Below are 18,520 nucleotides of genomic sequence, written 5' to 3'. Positions count from 1 at the left end.
CATGAAACGGAGAAATAAAGCTGCCGGTGTAAGCCCGGATGCTCAGCATGAGCAGCTCAAGAAAGGTTCTAACGATTCCCCTCTATTAGCTAAAAAAGTAAGCCGCCGCGATATGCTGCGGCTTACCGGCGCCTCCGGTCTCGGCCTGCTGCTGGGCGGCGGCGGTACTTTCAGTATTATGGCTGCACAAGGCAAGGCGGTAAGCCCCGCCGCCTCAGTCCCGCAGGCAGCAGGCGCCGGGGCTGCAGCGGACACTATTCCCTTCTACGGCGAGCATCAGGCCGGTATCCTTACTCCTGCGCAGAATTTCCTCTGCTTCGCTTCGTTTGATCTGACGACCGCGAAGCTCAGCGAGGTTCGACAGCTGTTCCAGGCCTGGACGGCGGCTGCGGCAGCCCTCACTTCCGGCACGCTGATTGGCAGCGTGAATGATAACCCTAATCTTCCGCCCACGGATACCGGCGAAGCGGATGGGCTGACCCCGGCGAAATGCACGCTAACGTTCGGGGTTGGACCGTCATTCTTCGACGGGCGGTTCGGCCTCGCTGCTAGGCGGCCCGCTACCTTCTCTGACCTTCCCGCATTCCGGGGAGACAGCCTGGAGCCGCAGTGGTCCGGCGGTGATCTCTGCGTGCAGGCCTGTGCCGATGATCTGCAGGTAGCATTCCATGCAATCCGCAATCTTGCCCGCATCGCCCGCGGCACTGCGGTACTCCGCTGGACACAGGAAGGCTTCCAGCGCACAGGCAGTGCCGATCCCGCAGGCGGTACACCGCGCAATCTGCTCGGCTTCAAGGACGGCACGGGCAATCCCGACGTCAGCGATGATGCCGAGATGAAGAGTGTCGTCTGGAGCGGCAGCGCGGACGAGCCGGCCTGGATGAACGGCGGCACGTATCTGGCGCTGCGCCGCGTGCGGTTCCGCATTGAGGTCTGGGACCGCTCGAACCTGAGCGACCAGGAGGCCACATTCGGGCGGCACCGGCAGAGCGGGGCACCTATCGGGGCAAGTGATGAATTCGCCAAGCTGAATCTTGAGGCAACCGATTCCAGCGGCAAGCCGGTCATTCCGCCGGACTCCCATTCCGCCCTCGCGCACGGGGACGGCTCGGTCAAAATGCTCCGCCGTTCCTACTCTTATTCGAGCGGGATGGATCTGAAGACCGGACAGCTGGATGCGGGACTAGTCTTCATCAGCTTCCAGAAGGATCTGGTGAAGCAGTTCGTCGGCATCCAGGAGCGCCTCTCCAGGAATGACCGGCTGAATGAATATATGGTCCACACCGGAAGCGCCGTATTCGCCTGCTTCCCCGGTGTGCGGGAAGGCGGAACTATCGGGGAAACGCTGCTGGGCTAGGCCATTGCCGCCCGGCAGTGTTGCTGCCCGTGGCTGTTCCGAGAGCTGTAGGCCTGGCCTGTCTAAATATACAGGCAGGGGATGTTATATTTATTCTTGAAGGGATGATCCGGATGGCATTCATTGCAATATTTCATTCATGGCGGCGGCAGTCCGCGGCAGCTGTGCTGCTAAGCTGCCTGCTCCTGCTCAGCGCGCCGGCTTCTGCGTCAGGCGCACCGGCCGATGAGCTGCTGCCGCCTGTAGGCAGCGCGCTTGTTGAGGCCGGCCAGAGCCGCTGGGAGGCGGCGGCGGCCGATGTGGATGCGTTCGCAGCGCTGTGGCGCACCGCGAACGAGAGCACGCCGGACCCGGCACTCGCCGGTCCGGCTGCTGCTGTCGACGCCGCGCTGAGCGCCGCGGCGGAGGCCCTTGCGGCCGGCGGCGGAGCGCCCGCCAAGGCCGCTTTGTCCACGCTCGCCCGCAGCGTGGACGCGTACGTCACCGCCGCCGCAGGCGATGGCGGCGGTGACACCGGCTCCGCCGGCCGCGCAGCTGCGGCGGAGCTGCTTCCCGCGGCGGAGCGCACGCGGGATGCGGCGCGCAGCGCCGACTGGAGCGCGGCGGCGGAAGCCTACCGCGCTGTCGTAAGCGGCTGGACGCCGGCAGAGCGCGGCATCCGCGGGGACAATCCCGCCGTCTACGGCCTGCTGGAGACGAAGATGAGCCTGCTGCGCATTGCGCTGCAGGCAGAGCCGCTCCGCGAGGAGGCCGCGCTCGCGGAAGCTGAAGCGCTGTCCTCGCTGCTGGCCGACTACAGCGAAGGCAAGGCGGTTGATACCGGCGGGGCAGCAGAACCAGCCTCAATTGAGGGGCTGATCAGCTACCTGAACAAAGCCTCAGCCTCAGCAGCTGCAGGAGACAGCGCGGCAGCGGCAGCAGTGATGGAGCAATTCATCACGGCCTGGCCTTCGGCAGAAGGCGCAGTGCAGATCGCTTCATCCAAGGTCTATGCGAACATTGAGAATGAAAGCACCGCAGTCACCGGCTATCTGCTCTCCGATCCCCCGAAGCTTGCCGAAGCAACTAAGATCATGGACAACATGCTTAATGAGCTGACACCGCTGACCGTGGAGCAAACGTACACAGCCTGGGATGCCGCACTGATTCTGCTGCGTGAAGGACTGGAGGCAATTCTTGTGCTTTCTGCACTCCTCGCCTACCTCCGCAGGGAAGCGGCGCCGGCAGCCCGGCGCTGGGTCTGGTCCGGAGCAGCAGCGGGACTGGCCGGAAGCATCGCCCTGGCTGTACTGCTGACCTATACCATCTCCCAGGCGGCCTCCGGGGGCGCACGGGAACTCATTGAGGGAATCGCCGGGCTGTTCGCGGTAGTAATGATGCTCACCATCGGCCGCTGGCTGCATGGCAAATCCAGCACAGCCGCCTGGAATAAGTATGTTGGAAGCCAGGTTCAAGGCGCGCTGGAGAGAGGCAACCTCTGGTCCCTGTTCTTTGTTTCCGCACTGGCTGTTCTGCGCGAAGGAGCAGAGACGACAATTTTCTACGCGGGTATGGCTACTTCTATCGCCGCCTCACAGCTGCTGCTCGGAATTGCGGGCGCACTAGTGGTGCTGTTCATCCTGGCCTATGCCATTATTGTGCTTAGCGCCAAGTTGCCGGTTGCCGCCTTCTTCCGGGCAGCCGCCATACTGATCTATTATCTTGTATTCCGTTTCCTTGGAGAGAGTATCCACTCCCTGCAGGTAGCCGGCAAAATCCCTGCGCATGCAGAGAGCAGCCTGCCATCCATCAGCTGGCTCGGCTTGTACCCGACCTGGGAGACCTTCGTGCCTCAGCTGCTTATTCTTGCGTTCATCCTGCTTACGCTGCTGCGCGGCAGACGATCCGCAGTCACAGCGCGCACTACAAACCGGTTAACCAAGTAATCAAACTACTGCAGCTTGCGTGACTCATCACAAACACACAGGCTGCAACTTTAAAATTTACAGGCCGCTATTACGTATCCCTTTACTTAGCCCCCTTCGCTATCATCGCTTCCTGCACCTCCGTTCCCCGGCATTGGCTCAGCTCAATCTCAATCTCAACTCCTCCTGATTCTTTTTCCTTCCGCCTTCCGTCCTCACTCCAGCCTCGCCCCCAACCCTCTATCCTTCGCCCATTGACTTCTATACACTACTCTGCAGTTAGAATCTCACTTACATCCCCGGTCCTCTCTCTCCCGGCTCCCGCTGTGAGCAAATGTCCCTTCAGACTGCCCATAAGCTTTGTCCTTCATGTGTAGGGGCACTAGCGACCCCCTGAGTTACAGAATTAAAACATGAGCGCCGTTTTTTCACCGGAAAAGTGGAGTTTGCCCATGAAAAGCGGCGGATAAGGGCCGTCATGTCCGTAAGCCCGCCCAAATGACCTTTTTTGAGCGAATAAAGGCTGTGGCGTCCGTAAAGGTCAGCTTAGAATTGTATTTGAACCAGACAGATGGGATTGGCTCTCTATAACCTGCTCCCCCTACGGTTGGCTTCCTTAGTAGTGGGAGCCGAACGCCAACAATCGTGTACAATAAGCTGTCGCGCGGGTGGCGGTGAAATAATAGAATGAATTTCGGCCGTTCAGCAAGAAGTTCTTTGGGCATTCTTTCAGCCGGACATCAAAATTGAGGGTTATCTACAGCAGAACTACGGTGAGCTAGCGGCAGAAATGCAGTGAGTCTGCGGCGGATCTGCAACGAGTATACACCAGAACTAAAGTGGGCCTATGACGGATACACTAGTTCTTTGGCGATGCTCAATGGATTACGCAGTTCTACATTAATCCATAGTAGCGGGTTTGTATTCTCTCCAATTTTACCCTTGAGGCAAACTGACTATTGCTTCCTTTGGCATTTTGATTTATTCTGAATATGAAAATAATTTTCTTTAATATGAGTAAATAAACTAAAATAATTTCAAAATAACATTTTCAGCTTACGGCCTATTTTCTGCACACAAAACAAAAACTAAAAACCAAAAAAGGAAAGAACCAACTACCAACAAAAGAAGGTGAATACTTGTCCCCTATCTTACATGCTCTAGAGCATGACAAGCCCAAGCTGTCGCAAATGGAACGCAAGCTGGCGGAGCGGATTCTGGCTTCTCCGGGAGAGATTGTTCATATGGGGATTACGGAGCTCGCGGAGGAATGCGGGGTCAGCCCGGCGACGATTACGCGGTTTTGCAAGATGCTGCATTTCAAAGGGTTCCCCGATTTCAAGGTCAAGCTGGCTGCTGAGCTGGCCCATAGCGAGGCTTTGCCGCAGGACGGCGGGTCCTCTTACCAGGACATCGTGGCAGGCAACCCGCTGCCGTTCATTGTGGAGGCGATGCAGGCCAATCATCTGGCTTCGATCCGGGATACCACTTCACTGCTTGATCTCGGGCGGCTGAAAAGTGTCATTGATCTGCTGTGCCGGGCAAAGCGGGTTGATCTGTACGGAATGGCCACTTCCTCCATTGTCGCCCAGGATTTCTACCAGAAGCTGATCCGCATTGGCGTGAACTGCACAGCTTTTGCCGATTCACATATGCAGATTACTTCCGCTTCTTCGCTATCTGCCGGTGATGTGGCCTTTGCCGTGTCTTATTCAGGGGAAACCCCGGAGACCATCGACGCCTTAACCTGTGCTGCCGCAAGCGGCGCCGCTACCGTATCGCTCACCTCTTATGGAAGCAGCACCCTGGCGGCCCTGGCTGATATTCCGCTGTTCTCTTCGTCCCTTGAGCAGGGCATGCGGCGCGGAGATATGGCTTCACGCATCGCCCAGCTGCATATCATCGATATTCTGTTCACCGGCATGGTCAGCACCCGGTTCGGGGATTTCATCCCTAAGCTGGAGCAGTCTTATCTGAACGTCCAACATTACCGTCATAAACGGGGAGGTCAACATTAATGAATATTTTAAAATTCCAGAATGAAGAAGATTTCGCGGTGACCGGAGCAAACCTTATCGCGAGCCTGCTGCAGAGCAATCCCAAGGCTGTACTCGGCCTGGCTACCGGAAGCTCTCCGGTCGGCGTATACGCAAGGCTCGTGGATATGCACCGCAAAGGAATCGTGAGCTTCGCCAAAGCCTCCTCCTATAACCTCGATGAATATGTCGGCCTGCCCGCAGATCATCCGCAGAGCTACCGCAGCTTCATGAATGAGCATCTGTTCAACCATATTGATATAGATTCGGCCCGTACACATGTCCCTGACGGAAATGCTCCGGACCTCGCTGCTGAATGCCTCGCTTATGACCGGATGCTGGAGGATAACGGCCCAGTGGATCTGCAGATCCTCGGCATCGGCAGCAATGGCCATATCGGCTTCAACGAACCGGATGCCAGCCTCAGCAGCGGCACCCATGTTGTTGATCTGCTGGAGGAAACGCGGGAGGCGAATGCCCGTTTCTTCGACAAGCTGGAGGATGTGCCGCAGCAGGCTGTAACGATGGGTATCGGCGGCATCCTTAAAGCTAAACAGATCGTGCTGCTGGTGCGCGGGGAAGAGAAGGCCGAAGCCGTGAAGAATGCGCTGGAGGGGCCGATCACCACCCAATGCCCGGCCTCCCTGCTGCAGAGCCATCCGAATGTCGTAGTCCTGCTTGACGAAGGAGCGGCAAAATGGCTGAAATAAAAGCTGCAGACGGTGCACTACTGTACGGTAAAGTGTTGACCCCAGCCGGGGTCGTAGAGCACGGCGTAATCGCTGTAGCGGAAGGTCTGATCCAGTACGCCGGGGAAGCCGCCTGGCTGCCGGCTGCTTACGAACACTGGGAGGCGGCAACCCATGAGCCTAAAGGGCTCCTGATTCCCGGATTTGTCGATGTGCATGTGCACGGCGGCGCCGGTTATGATTTCATGTACAGTGATGCTGCTGCTCTGGACACCATAACCCGCTTCCATGCTTCGCAAGGAACCACATCTATGCTGGCTACCACCATGACTGCCGCCAAAGAAGATATTGACCGGGTATTAGCGGAAGTGGATGCTTATCGCGCTGCCGAAGGCGGCATGCCTTACGCAAAGCTCGCCGGTGTCCATCTGGAGGGGCCGTTCATCAGCCAGCGCTGGCCCGGTGCGCAGAATCCTGAGCACATTGTTCCTGCGAGCATTCCCTGGCTGGAAGAATGGGAAGACCGTTATCCGGGCATGATCCGCCAGGTTACACTGGCTCCGGAACGTGAAGGTGCACTCGAAGCAATCGGGTGGCTGCGCCGGCACGGCATTACAGCAGCGCTTGGGCATACCGATGCCTCATTTGAACAGGTTATTGCTGCTGCGGATGCCGGCCTGAATCAGGCCGTGCATATGTTCAATGCCATGACGCCGCTGCATCACCGCAAGCCGGGAACTGCCGGTGCAGTAATGTTCGATGCAAGGATTCGCGCCGAGATTATTGCTGACGGAATTCATGTCCATCCGGCAGCGATCAGCATCGTCACCCGGCTGAAGAACAAGCAGAATCTGCTGCTGATTACAGATGCGATGTCGGCAACCGGACTGAGCGACGGAGAGTATGCCATCGGCGATCTGCCCGTCATTGTCAGCGGCGGGATTGCTACATTGAAGGAGCATCCCGAATCACTGGCCGGAAGTACACTGACCATGATCCGCGGCTTCCGCTACCTTGTGGAAGAGGTCGGACTCAGTCTGCTGGAGGCCTCGCAGGCGGCCAGCCTTACCCCGGCCCTATCCCTTGGCATGGAGCGCTCCATCGGGTCAATAGAGGCAGGCAAACAAGCTGATATTCTGCTGCTCGATGACAGCCTGAACCTTCGCGGCGTCTGGATCGGCGGACAGAAGCTGGAGTCTGACTGCGAGTAAGCACAACAAAATAACCTCTTATGTATAACGCAGCAATGCAGCCTCCATTAGTTGATGGCTGCATTGCTGCTTTTTATTTCTCTGTTCGGCTGTGCCGGCACAGCCGGTCTGTATAAGCTGCCTCTTCCGCTGGAATACTATCCTAATCCAGGCAGGCTGGAGCTTAATATCCGCTGCGCGTAGGGAAAATCCGTTCAACCATTGTCCGGAATTCATTGGCAAAGCCTTTTAGCGGATGGCCTGCACGGAACTCCCTGGCATAATAATCTGCGCGTTCCACGAAATCAGGATTTGCGGACACATATACATTTTTAATGTCCGGATTTGATTTTTTTACCTGATCGGCAATCTTGTCCTTCAGATCCTGGGTTAGAGTATCATTATCCCGGATTACCTGTGTTCCATTGTCCGGCGTTACACTGCGGATGCCCACAGATCTCCGGCCCATGCTTTCATCAATATCCTGCTTGAGCCGGGACCCGTCAACCATATTATTACCTGACATGATGCCATTATTTCCGTTCCCGGGATAATTGGCCGGATCTGTCATGCCTGTGCCGCCTACCGTACCTGTACCGGTCAGATTTCCCGGAATTCCGGCAATTGAACCGCCTGTTCCGGTCATACCGGGATTACCGGCAGCTGTCCCTCTTCCGGTTCCACTAACGTTTCCGCCCATTCCCGCGCCAATCCCGGTTTCCAGCCCGCCAGGTCTGCCTGACCCGCCCAGCATGCCGGCTGTGCCGCTGCCGAAGCTGTATGGCTGTACTCCCCGGGTACCTTTGGCATGAACGCCACCCGAGGCATTTTCCAGCATCACGGCGACATAAGCGCTTTTGCCGACCAGCATGACATTAGCCGAACGCACCTCCGGCATAGCCGCCACGCGGTCTGCCAGCTCTTTGCTTACCTCCATACTGTCAAAGTCGCCCGCCCGCATCCCGTTCTGGACAGAATTCACGTGAATACGCCCGTCTGTGCCCCGTACACTTTTCGTCTCCACATTGCCTGTTGCAGTGTTATTGGCACCGCAGCCCGTAATACTTACCGCACCAAGCAGCAGTGCTGCAGAAACAGATAAACCGAATTTCGACCGTAACATCCATTCATCCCCCATCTACAGATTTGTGAAGTGCAGCGTAACAAGCTTTAGCATGACCTCCGGCCAGCCGGGCTATGCTGAAAGGATTTGGTACATCGCCCCTATTACCGTCACGCGTAAGGAGCCTCTGGCGTATCTTATAAACAGCAGAAGTGTTTCTCCGTAAGGTTAATGTCAGGAGGGGTGAGCTTGAAGGTTTTATTTACGTTTTATGTACCGAGCGGCGGAGTGGAAACACTGAACAAGCTGCGGTGTGAGAGTCTTCAGCGCAGCGGGATCGAATGTCATGTGCTCTATTTAATGCCGGGGTCCGGAAGTCACAACAAGACCACTTTCCCGGTGTTCATCACCTCCGAGGATACGGAACTGAAAGGGCTCCTGGATGAGCATAACTATGATGCTATTATTGTCACTTCAGATTATTTGCTGATGGAACGTATCCGCCGGCTGGGTTACAACGGCATACTGATATATGAATCGCAAGGCCTGGGCAAACGCAGCGATGCGCGGGATATGATTATTGACGCAGTGCCTTATCTGCAGTCTTATTGCAATGCGGTGCTGATCCCGCCAACGGACCACCTGCTGGAGCTGTTCATAGAAATCTGCCCCTGGCTGCACCGTTATGTTATTCCGAATATCGTTGATGTACACTCATTCCGGTATATTCCCGGCGAACTGCCCTGCGATCCGGTTATTGCCTGGGTAGGACGGCTTGAAGCCAACAAGAACTGGAGTGAGTATCTCAAGATTGCATATCAGCTCCGCCTCCATAAACCTGATCTTCACCTCTGGATGTTCCACGATCCTAATCTGGCTGCCGACAATCAAAAGGAAAAGTTTCATGAAGAGCTTCATGCCCTCGGCCTGAACGACCGGCTAAGTGTATTCACGAATATGCCGAACCATATGATGCCGGTATATTATTCATCCATTGCCGGTTCAGGCGGCTTTCTGCTGTCGAGCTCGATTACAGAAGGATTCGGTTATGCGGTGGCCGAAGCTGTCTGCTGTACCTGTCCAGTGCTCAGTACGGATTCCGACGGGGTCAGATCGTTCATCAGACATAACATTACAGGCAAATTCTATCCGCTCGGCAATGTAGATGCAGCCGTAACCCAGGCACTCGAGCTGATGGATAACATTCCGCTGCGCGAAGTAATCCGCTATCAGGGCCGCCAGCATATGGTTTCCCATTTCGGATTCGAGAAATATGCCCATTCTTTCCGGGAGATGATGAACTCCTTCTCCATCTTCTAACGATTAAGATCCGCTGGACGCTGACCAGCCAAATATCAAAAGAACCCTCAAATCCCGCAGATTACGGGGCTGAAGGTTCTTTTTAACTATGTTTTGGGGTTGTTTCTGAGCTGAACGAACGCATCAGCATCTGTCTGCCCTGCAGAATCATCCGCCTTGTCTTGACACAATTTCAAACAGCTCTGACTGGAAAATCTGCATGCTCCGCTCCCACGTAAAGCGCTGTGAATCCAGCTCTCCTCTTGCCGCCAGGCGCTGGCGCAGCTCCTTATCCTTCACCAGTGCTGAAATATCCTCTGCCAGCCGGTTCTCATACCTGTAGGACATCAGGCAATTATGCCCGTGGACACAGTATTCGAGGTTCCCCCCGGAATACACTGTCACCAGCGCAGCCCCGCAGCGCATGGCTTCAAGCCCGGGCAGCGAGCCCGTATCATATGTGCTGGAGCTGACGAAAATATCGCTCTCATTATAGTGATAAGACAGCTCCGAATCGTTCCCCGGTGTACGGATCTCATATCGCCCTTCGCCGAAAAGCTTCTGCAGATACGAAGACGAAGCATACTCTGCCGGAGGCGTAATAATATAGATGTCCACCTCCGGATGAAGCTGCTTCACTGTATCCAGCTCCTGAAGCAGATAGTCCTGTTCCCGGTGGCCCGAGAACCCTCCCTCCGGCTTCCTCATGATTGCCGAGATAACAATCTTCCCTCCCCCTCTGCCGCGCAGATGGGTGTTGCTGAAATCAGGATTTACTCCGATGGGGACAATCCGGCCCTTAATGCCATGGTTAATCCGGATAATCTCCTGCTGCCAGCGGGACAGCACCAGCAGATTGCGGGTACTGTTATAGGAAGCAAAGGACTGGTTGTTATCCGGCAAAAATGTCGGCTCATAACATAAGGCCAGCCGGACATGCAGCCCCTTCCCCTGTGCACTGGCCCGCTCAGAAACCGGTACTGTTGTATAGTAGTTGGAGATGATCACATCCCCGTAGGGGAAATCATGTTCAGTCAACACGGCTGAAGGAGAGATCACAATCGGACATTTCATTTCATATTCTACCGTGGCGTAAGAGGGCATAAGCACCACAACCTCATGGCCGGCTTCAAACAGACGGTTAGCCAGCTCCGCCAGCATCCGCTGGGCGCCGCCTCTGGACAGGGTCAGAATCGGGAATGTCAGCCTCATTTCGCTTTCTCCTCTCTCAGCAGCTGTGTCAGAATGCCTTTATGCCTCGCCTGCACCAGCGCAATCTCCCGGTTCTGCGCCTCATTATGGATGACTGAGCCCATCTCCTGATGCACACGGTAATCGAGCAGCGGCTCCGCAATATAAGACCACTTATAATGCGGCAGAATACGCAGCCACAAATCATAATCCTGGGTATACAGAAAGCCTTCATTAAACATCCCTACCCGGGAAAAAATCTGCATATCCAGCAGCACAGAGCTGCCGTTCACCGGGCATCCGGACATCATCGTCTCAATCAGGTGGCTTCTGCTGTCAAACTGCATACCGATCACTCCGGAGAATCTTTCCCCAAGCTCATTGATATAGTAATAGGCTGTATGACAGAAGGAGGTGCCATAGCTGCGGATGGTCTCCAGCTGTCTGCGGATTTTATCCGGATGGAACAGATCATCAGCACTTAGCCAGGCAAAATAGGCTCCGCTGGACGCCTTGATTCCAAGGTTAAGCGCTGAGGCGGTACCGCCGTTTTTTTTGCGGATATACACAATTCTGTCCCTGTACGGCTCAAGCTTCTCCATATAGCGCGTTGATCCGTCATCCACGACAATCAGTTCAATATCCGTATAGGTCTGGGCCAGCACGCTTTCGACTGCCTGGTCCACATAGGGACAATTGTAGAACGGAATAACCACTGAAACCCTGGATTTATGGTTCATATGCTCATCCTCCTCCTTCCCGGTTTGTGTTTTAGACTGTTTTGCAGGCGAGAAGCGCATCCAGCGGAGCATGATCGTCACCGAACGCTTCCCGGAAGGAAGGATTCTCTGCATGGTGATAGCCTTTCAGCACTGTTACAGCGTAGCCCAGGTTCAGAAAATCCTCCGGCTCCCAGCCGCTCCAGTGCCGCTGATAATACTCACCCTGCAGATTGAAATGATCCTTGCCCTCCTGCGGAAAAAAACCCCGCGGCGTAAATACAACCACCCGGCTCGCGGCAATCAGCTCCGCCTTTCTCAGCAGCTCCACACCATCCTTCATCGAGAAATGCTCCAGCGAATCAATCAGCGTAACCGCGGAGAAGGTGCCCGGCAGGAACAGCTTATCGATATGGCTGGCATCGGCGTGAACCGGAATGATGTGCGGCGACTTATACTTGCGGTGCAGCAGATACGGCCGGTGGATATCCAGTCCCAGTACAACAGCCGCTTCATAACGCTCAAGCAGCGTACCGGTTCCGCTGCCGATATCCAGAATACTCTCGGAGAATTTCAGCTGCTCCAGCAGGACCGGCAGGAAGTCTTTCACTTCGATTTCCCGGTACATATGCTTTCCCTCCCCAGATTAAGTAGATTGAGCAATTAACCATTTCAGCCGCCCATGGAAGCGATCAGCTGGCTGAGCGGGGCATGATAGCGGGCATTAGTGGCAGCGGCTTCTGCCATAATGACATCGTAATGCTTAAGGGTCCCCATTCCATCATGCCGCCTGTAGGCGGTCAATGACTGGTTGAGCATCACCGGCGGATAACCGTTCAGAATCGCCCGGTACCACAGATCATAATCATGGGTATAGGGCAGAGCTTCATTGAACAGGCCGATGGCTGCAAAGATCTCCCGCTTGAACATCACCGTACACCCGTTGATCGGATTGCCTTGCAGGAAGCAGCGCAAGTAATCAAGCTGGCTTCCAAACATCAAGGATGCGTTCATCTCGGTACATTGCGAATAGCCGTTAATGAAATTGAAATTGGTATACGAGATCAGCAAACGGTTCTGCTCCATGAACAGAACCTGATTATTGATTTTATCGTGGTAGAACATATCATCTGAACTTAGCCAGACAACATAATCCCCCGTAGCATGGGTAATTCCATGGTTCAGTGCAGAGGCAGTCCCCCCGTTAGCCTTACCCAGGTAGTGGATATAGGGCAGATAAGGAGTGATCCGCTCCGCATGCATCGTTGAACCGTCATCAACCACGATAATCTCATAAGGCTGCCAGGATTGAGAAAGGGCGCTTTGCAGCGCCTGCTCAATATAAGGGCAATTATAAAAAGGAATGACCACGGATACTCTCGGCTTCATAACTACCTTCCTTCCTTGCCGGCCCTGTAATAGCCGATAATATCCGCAAGCGACCGGGCAAATAGGGTCTCCGGCCTCCAGCCGAGAGCAGCAGCATCGTCCTCGGGCTCTGCAGGCGGCACTTCTTTATCAGCAGATGCAGACGGAGGCTTTTCCGGAACGGCTGATGCCGGGGAAGACTCTGCCTGTCGCTCTTGCTCAGCCTGGGGCCCCCAGTCGATCTCCACCGGTGCCGCAGCGTGAGCCAGCAGTTTCCCGGCAATCTCCCCCAGCTCCCGCTGTGTGCCGGAGCCGATCCGGTAGATTTTCCCGGTCTCCCCTGAGTCCAGAATATAGCGGTATGCCCTCACGGCATCCCGTACATCCAGGAAGTCACGCTGTGCATGGCGTGAGGAGAGGCGGAACGCAGCCGGCGCGGGTTCCCCGGCAGCCGCAGCAGCTTCACTGCGCACAATATGCTGTGCCAGGAGAGAACAGAAGCCGGTTGAAGGGCCGGGGCCGATCAGATTGGAAGGCTCCGCCATCAGTACCGGCTGCTTGAACAGCGTTCCCCAGGCCAGGGAAACCAGTTCCTCCAGCGTCTTGCTTAGACTATAGGGGTGAGGTGGTCCTGCTGCGGAATCCGGTCTGTATTTAAGCCGGGAGCCGGCCACCAGAATTCGGCTGGCCGGCCGGGCACGCAGAGCCTCAAGCAAATACAGGGTAGCCATTACATTAGTCTCCATGTAGAGCAGCGGGTCACGCCATGACTCCGGAACCGAATTCTTGCCGGCCAAGTGCAGCACCAGCTCCGGGCGGACCGTTTCAATCATCCGGGATACGGCTTTGCGGTCACCAAGGTCACAGGCCACCTGCTGAACTCCGGCGGGAAAGATTGAAGCTTCCGCTGCGGTGCCGCGCACCACAGCAGTCACTTCTGCCCCTTCGGCTGCGAAGTATTCCACGGCATGCCTGCCGGTAAATCCGCCGGCTCCGGTAATCAGCAGCCGCCGGCCCTTCATGTCGTCATCTCTGCAGAATGCATGAAGTCTGCAAGCTCAGCAAGCATCTCGGGATATGAAGGCAGCTTGATACTCACATCGCTCCTGGTGCTGACCAGTGTCCGGTCCTGGATATGGAGCTGCTCGGGGATGATCTCCACATCGTCTTTATGAAAAGCCGACTGCATCATCTGCAGCAGCTCACATTTACTCACCGGGCCAGGGTGGGCAAGGTGGATCAAGCCGGAAAGGTCCGAGTCCAGCAGAGAGCCGATAACCTTGGCCAGCTCCAGCGTGGTTACCCCGTTCCACATCACACGTTCATAACCGGTTACCCGGCCCTTCTGGGCCAGGAACCATTCCATCAGCCCAATGCCGCCGGTACGGATTTCCGGACCGATGATCGAGGTACGGATCGTCAGATGGCCGGGGGCCCGCACTTCTCCCAGGCTCTTCGTGATGGCATAGACCGAAGTGCCATCAGTCACATCCTCCTCCGTGTACCTTCCGCGTGTTCCTTCGAACACGCAGTCGGTACTGATGTGGATGAGCCGGGCATGAATGCCGTCTGCTGCCCGCCGCAGGCGGTGGGGCAGAAATCCGTTAACATGGTACGCGCCGATTGCGTCGCGTTCGGCAAATTGGTTAAGCACCCCCATTGCATTAATAATGCAATGGGGAGCCACGATTTCGACCAGCTTCTCTACTCCGGCGATATCATCCGCATCTACATACAGCCCGCCAAGATCACTCTTATCCCGGGTTGTATGGAAGACGTGATGCTTGCCCTGGCGGCGGAAATACTCCGCCAGCATGTGACCCGCCATACCGTTTCCTCCGAGGATAAGCAGTTTCATTTCAGGAATCCTCCCCGGATCAGAATATCTTTGATCTCTGCCTGATCCATCAGATTATTCTCCGAGCTGAAGCTGTTGAAGGACACATGCGGATAAGGGCGGTAATGCTCCTTCAGCCCGGGCATATCCAGCGTAGGAAGGATGACCAGATACTGCTCATCGTAGACAACGGTAGTCAGACTCTCGAAATCGCTCATGAGAATCTCATGGATTTTTTCACCCGGACGGATCCCGGCCTCAATCATGCTGACATCCTTCCGGCCCGAAGCTTCGATCAGCACCTCGGCCAGATCCACGATCCTGCAGGTAGGCATGGTCATTACGAAGATCTCGCCGCCGATGCTGACCTCCGAAGCCTTGAAGAGCAGCGTGATGGCATCGCGCAGGGTGAAGAAGAACCGGGTCATGTTCATGTCGGTAATGCGTACCTGCCCCTTATCCTTGATCTGCTTCATGAACAGATGGACTACGCTGCCATTCGTGCCAAGCACATTGCCGCCGCGCACGGTAACAAACCGGGTACCTGAACCGATCAGATTGGCATATACGAACAGTTTCTCGCCGATCGCCTTAGTCATCCCGTAGAAGTTTGACGGATTAGCCGCTTTGTCGGTGGAGATGTAGATCGCTTTTTCCACATTGTTGGCAATGGCCGCTTCAATAACATTCTGCGTTCCGACCACGTTGGTCTTCAGCGCTTCATACGGCTGGTCTTCGCAGACCGGAACATGCTTGAGCGCCGCCAGATGGAACACATAATCCACACCGCGGCATGCAGCCACGAGAGCGTCCTTATCCCGGATATCACCGATGACGAAGCTGAGGCGCTTATCTTCAAATTCACGGCTCATGGCTACCTGTGCAGACTCGCTGCGGGAGAATACGATGATTTCTTTGGGATGCTGCGGCAGCAGTTGCCGGATAAGCTCATGCCCCCAGGAACCGGTACCGCCTGTAACCAGAATCCGTTTATTATTGAACATGCAGGTTCCCTCCAAGCAGAAATTTAACTACTTTGATCGAGACATCGGGAGTCAGGTACCCTTCCGGCGCCTCCCAATCAGGCTTAAGCGACGTCATCAGCACGGTGCAGCGCAGAATGCTGTTCTGCTCTACGCCGGACACTACATTACTTCCGCAATCGACGGTCTCCGGGCGCTCAGTGGTCCGGCGGATTGTTACCGTCGGCACTCCCATCAGGCAGCATTCCTCCTGAACGGTGCCGCTGTCGGTAATGGCGCACAGGGCGTAGCGCTCCAGATGGACGAAATCGAAGAATCCGAACGGCTCATGGAACTCCACCAGCGGATTCATGGTCAGCGGGAACTGCTCTGTAAGCTTGGAGCGTGTGCGGGGATGGATGCTGCAGATCAGGCGGAGCCCGAAATGCTCAGCCACCAGGTTCAGTCCGCTCATGATCTGCAGCAGGGATGCCGGATCATCCACATTCTCCGCCCGGTGGGCTGTAACCAGCAGATACCGGCCGGCCGTAAGGTTCAGCCGGGATAAAATATCACTGGCGCCGATCCGGTCTTCATAATGCGTAATCACTTCATGGATCGGATTGCCGGTTAACACGATACGCTGGCTGGGGAACCCCTCGCTGAGCAGATGCCGTTTACTCTGCTGGGTATACGGCATATTTATGGTGGATACGGCATCTATGACACGGCGATTTTTCTCCTCCGGCACTTTCAGATCGTAGCAGCGGTTGCCTGCTTCCATATGGACTACAGGAATACCCATCCGCTCGGCCAAAATAGCACACAGCGCACTATTGGTGTCGCCGAGCAGCAGAATCCGGTCCGGCTTCTCCTGCAGCAGAATGCTCTCCAGGCTGCCGAACATTGCCGCCAGCTGGCCCCCGAGTCCGGCCTGCTTATCCTGCAGCACATAGTCCGGTGCACGCAGTCCCAGCTCGGCGAAGAATATCCCGCTGAGGCTGGCTGTGAAATTCTGCCCCGTGTGCACCAGCACATGCCGCTCTGCATGCTGGTCGAGCAGCGGAATGATGACACTGAGCCGGATAATTTCGGGCCGTGTGCCCAAAATCGTCATGATCTTCATGGGTTCACTCCCCTTTGATTATGGCCTGCCGCCAGGATGATGGCAGGCGGTCCTGTCTGAGCTGTACGCCGAGGTTGAGGCGGATGTGTTGCAGCGCCGGCGCTGGGGGCAGCAATTTAGGGGCACTTCTGCCCCTAATCCGGGCGGTTCCGCCGGATGATGCCTGTTCAGGGGCAGTTACGCCCCTGAATGGTGCAGGCCGGCAGGCGCAGCGCCGGCCAAGGGCACCCCCGGTCCGCGCCTCCCCCGCGGACCTCAGGCCGCCTTCCGCCGCCGGTGGCCCCGGCGGCGTGCACGGCCCGCGCGGCGGTGCTTCCCGCCGCCGGCCTTCCTGCGCGCGGAGCGTGCCGCGCGCTTTTTACGCCCCGGGCGCTTCGCTGCGCGCGCCCGGGATTTGGCGCGGCGGAGCTTGCCGCGCCGGAGCTTCGCACGCCGCAGCCGTGCCGTGCGGCGCGCGGTTCCAGCCCGCGGCGCCTCAGCAGCCGCGGCAGTCCCCGCGCCCGCCGGCGGAGCTGCGGGCGGGGGATCATCGCCGCCGGCAGTCTGCGGCGGCAGGAGGCAGTAGCGGAGATACCACCTCTCCGCTAAGCCGTGCAGGCGGGCGCGGTACGCCGCCGGGCCGTAAACGGCCTCGATGCGCTCGCGCGCCCGGCTGCCGATGGCCGCAGCCATGACCGGAGCGGCCAGCAGCATGTTCACCTGCGCGGCAAGCGTGCCGATGTCCGCCGCAGGCACAAGCAGCTCACCGCAGCCTGCGGCGTTCAGAATCTCCCGTAAGCCGCCGGAATCATAGGCAACTACAGGCTTGCCGAAGGCGTAGCCCTCCAGTGCGGTCATTCCGAAGCCTTCACGGATCAGGCTGGGTACAACCAGCAGATCCATGGCGCAGTAAGCTGCCGGCAGACATTCCTCGTATCCGACAAATTTGAACCGGGAAGTCAGACCCTCCAGCTTCACCTTGCGGACACAGCGTTCGTAGTAGCTTTTATCTCCGGGGGAACCGACGACCATGTAGCGCGCAGCCGGATGCTGCTCATTCACCAGCACCGCCATTTTGACGAAATGCTCCAGACCTTTCTCCTTATTAATGAAGGAAGAGACATAACCGACCAGCGGTTCTTCCGGAGCGATCTGCAGTTCATTCCGCCGCTCCCCCCGCAGCTTGCTCCACGCTTCAAACATCATCTCCGCATCATTCCATGACGGAGGCAGCTGAGTCACCTTGCCTTCGCGGATATCCTCCGGGAAACAGGCCGCAGCCGTCTGCGAAATAGCCAGAATCTCATCACTGTTGCTGTGAATCAGCTCTACGCTGAGCGGGGTGAACTCGTTGTCCGTAATGGTCTCGGAGATTTTCCAGACCACCGGAATTCCCAGCGATTTCGCCGCCATCGGCGGCAGAGCATGCACACAGGTACTGGATATAATAAACGACGGGCGCAGACCCGCAAGCCAGGTGACCAGCTCCTGGTATTCCCGGGCCTCCTGAAGCTTACGGATATCAGCCGGAAGGCCTGCATACGGAGTATACATACCATAGACAAGCGGGATCGGCAGCAGCTGGACATTGATCCCGTAGCTCCGAGCCAGGCGTGTAAGCTTTCCGTCCTGCGGGGCTACGAGAATACAATTAAAGTAAGGAGACAGCTCCCGGCTGAAGAACAACAGCAGCTTCTCCGCACCTGTTATACTGCGTGTATTGGAAACATGGGAAAAGAGGACGATTGTAGCTTTGTCGGCCATGGTGTCTCGGCGCTCCTCCGCGAGGGCTGTGGAGCA

Annotated in this window: 16 protein-coding genes; 6 read left to right on the top strand and 10 right to left on the bottom strand. The window is 56.5% G+C overall.

Annotation, left to right across the window (positions count from 1 at the left end; all coding sequences use genetic code 11):
* Nucleotide 1 precedes the first annotated feature (1 nt).
* The 5 genes from efeB to nagA all read left to right on the top strand — a co-directional run bounded on the left by efeB (nucleotide 2) and on the right by nagA (nucleotide 7,197).
* Nucleotides 2–1,357 carry an iron uptake transporter deferrochelatase/peroxidase subunit gene (gene efeB / locus LOS79_RS31480; RefSeq protein WP_315414925.1) on the top strand — a complete coding sequence of 452 codons (1,356 nt, stop codon included), beginning with the start codon at nucleotides 2–4 and terminating at the stop codon, nucleotides 1,355–1,357.
* Between the two features lie 104 nt (nucleotides 1,358–1,461).
* Nucleotides 1,462–3,282, top strand: coding sequence for an FTR1 family iron permease (locus tag LOS79_RS31475; protein WP_315414924.1), 1,821 nt, complete (start codon nucleotides 1,462–1,464; stop codon nucleotides 3,280–3,282).
* Between the two features lie 1,118 nt (nucleotides 3,283–4,400).
* The gene (locus LOS79_RS31470) at nucleotides 4,401–5,279 is read left to right on the top strand and encodes a MurR/RpiR family transcriptional regulator (protein WP_315414923.1); all 879 of its coding nucleotides are present in this window, start codon (nucleotides 4,401–4,403) and stop codon (nucleotides 5,277–5,279) included.
* Nucleotides 5,279–6,007: a glucosamine-6-phosphate deaminase gene (nagB, locus tag LOS79_RS31465; RefSeq protein ID WP_315414922.1), complete on the top strand. Its 729-nt coding sequence runs from the start codon at nucleotides 5,279–5,281 to the stop codon at nucleotides 6,005–6,007. The genes LOS79_RS31470 and nagB overlap by 1 nt, the downstream gene beginning before the upstream one ends.
* On the top strand, nucleotides 5,995–7,197 hold the full coding sequence (gene nagA / locus LOS79_RS31460; RefSeq protein ID WP_315414921.1) for an N-acetylglucosamine-6-phosphate deacetylase: 1,203 nt from the start codon (nucleotides 5,995–5,997) through the stop codon (nucleotides 7,195–7,197). Before nagB ends, nagA begins: the two co-directional genes overlap by 13 nt.
* Nucleotides 7,198–7,360: 163 nt before the next feature.
* On the opposite strand, the gene LOS79_RS31455 is transcribed toward nagA, so the two are convergent.
* Nucleotides 7,361–8,299: a YhcN/YlaJ family sporulation lipoprotein gene (locus LOS79_RS31455; protein WP_315414920.1), complete on the bottom strand. Its 939-nt coding sequence runs from the start codon at nucleotides 8,297–8,299 to the stop codon at nucleotides 7,361–7,363.
* A 183-nt stretch (nucleotides 8,300–8,482) separates the two neighbouring features.
* On the opposite strand from LOS79_RS31455, the gene LOS79_RS31450 reads away from it, so the two are divergent.
* Complete coding sequence (locus LOS79_RS31450; RefSeq protein ID WP_315414918.1) at nucleotides 8,483–9,559, top strand: glycosyltransferase family 4 protein; 1,077 nt, start codon at nucleotides 8,483–8,485, stop codon at nucleotides 9,557–9,559.
* Between the two features lie 147 nt (nucleotides 9,560–9,706).
* On the opposite strand, the gene LOS79_RS31445 is transcribed toward LOS79_RS31450, so the two are convergent.
* The 9 genes from LOS79_RS31445 to LOS79_RS31405 form a co-directional block, all read right to left on the bottom strand.
* A complete protein-coding gene (locus LOS79_RS31445) occupies nucleotides 9,707–10,750 on the bottom strand; it encodes a glycosyltransferase family 4 protein (RefSeq protein WP_315414917.1) in 1,044 nt (347 codons plus the stop codon).
* Nucleotides 10,747–11,469: a glycosyltransferase family 2 protein gene (locus LOS79_RS31440; protein WP_315414916.1), complete on the bottom strand. Its 723-nt coding sequence runs from the start codon at nucleotides 11,467–11,469 to the stop codon at nucleotides 10,747–10,749. Before LOS79_RS31440 ends, LOS79_RS31445 begins: the two co-directional genes overlap by 4 nt.
* Nucleotides 11,470–11,500: 31 nt before the next feature.
* Entirely contained in the window at nucleotides 11,501–12,076 is a 576-nt protein-coding gene (locus LOS79_RS31435) for a class I SAM-dependent methyltransferase (RefSeq protein ID WP_315414915.1), read from the bottom strand.
* 44 nt (nucleotides 12,077–12,120) lie between these two features.
* Entirely contained in the window at nucleotides 12,121–12,837 is a 717-nt protein-coding gene (locus LOS79_RS31430; RefSeq protein ID WP_315414914.1) for a glycosyltransferase family 2 protein, read from the bottom strand.
* Nucleotides 12,838–12,839: 2 nt separating this feature from the next.
* A complete protein-coding gene (locus tag LOS79_RS31425; RefSeq protein ID WP_315414913.1) occupies nucleotides 12,840–13,838 on the bottom strand; it encodes an NAD-dependent epimerase/dehydratase family protein in 999 nt (332 codons plus the stop codon).
* Nucleotides 13,835–14,674, bottom strand: coding sequence for a dTDP-4-dehydrorhamnose reductase family protein (locus LOS79_RS31420; protein ID WP_315414912.1), 840 nt, complete (start codon nucleotides 14,672–14,674; stop codon nucleotides 13,835–13,837). The genes LOS79_RS31425 and LOS79_RS31420 overlap by 4 nt, the downstream gene beginning before the upstream one ends.
* Nucleotides 14,671–15,657, bottom strand: a complete 987-nt coding sequence (locus LOS79_RS31415) for a polysaccharide biosynthesis protein (protein ID WP_315414911.1) — start codon at nucleotides 15,655–15,657, stop codon at nucleotides 14,671–14,673. The genes LOS79_RS31420 and LOS79_RS31415 overlap by 4 nt, the downstream gene beginning before the upstream one ends.
* Nucleotides 15,647–16,741, bottom strand: a complete 1,095-nt coding sequence (wecB, locus tag LOS79_RS31410) for a non-hydrolyzing UDP-N-acetylglucosamine 2-epimerase (RefSeq protein ID WP_315414910.1) — start codon at nucleotides 16,739–16,741, stop codon at nucleotides 15,647–15,649. The genes LOS79_RS31415 and wecB overlap by 11 nt, the downstream gene beginning before the upstream one ends.
* A gap of 255 nt (nucleotides 16,742–16,996) precedes the next feature.
* Nucleotides 16,997–18,484, bottom strand: coding sequence for a glycosyltransferase family 4 protein (locus LOS79_RS31405; protein ID WP_315414908.1), 1,488 nt, complete (start codon nucleotides 18,482–18,484; stop codon nucleotides 16,997–16,999).
* Nucleotides 18,485–18,520 lie beyond the last annotated feature (36 nt).

Source organism: Paenibacillus sp. MMS20-IR301 (genome assembly GCF_032302195.1).
Taxonomy (GTDB): Bacteria; Bacillota; Bacilli; order Paenibacillales; family Paenibacillaceae; genus Paenibacillus_AQ.
Note: the sequence above shows the minus strand (reverse complement) of the source record. Positions and strands in the feature narration are given on the sequence as shown.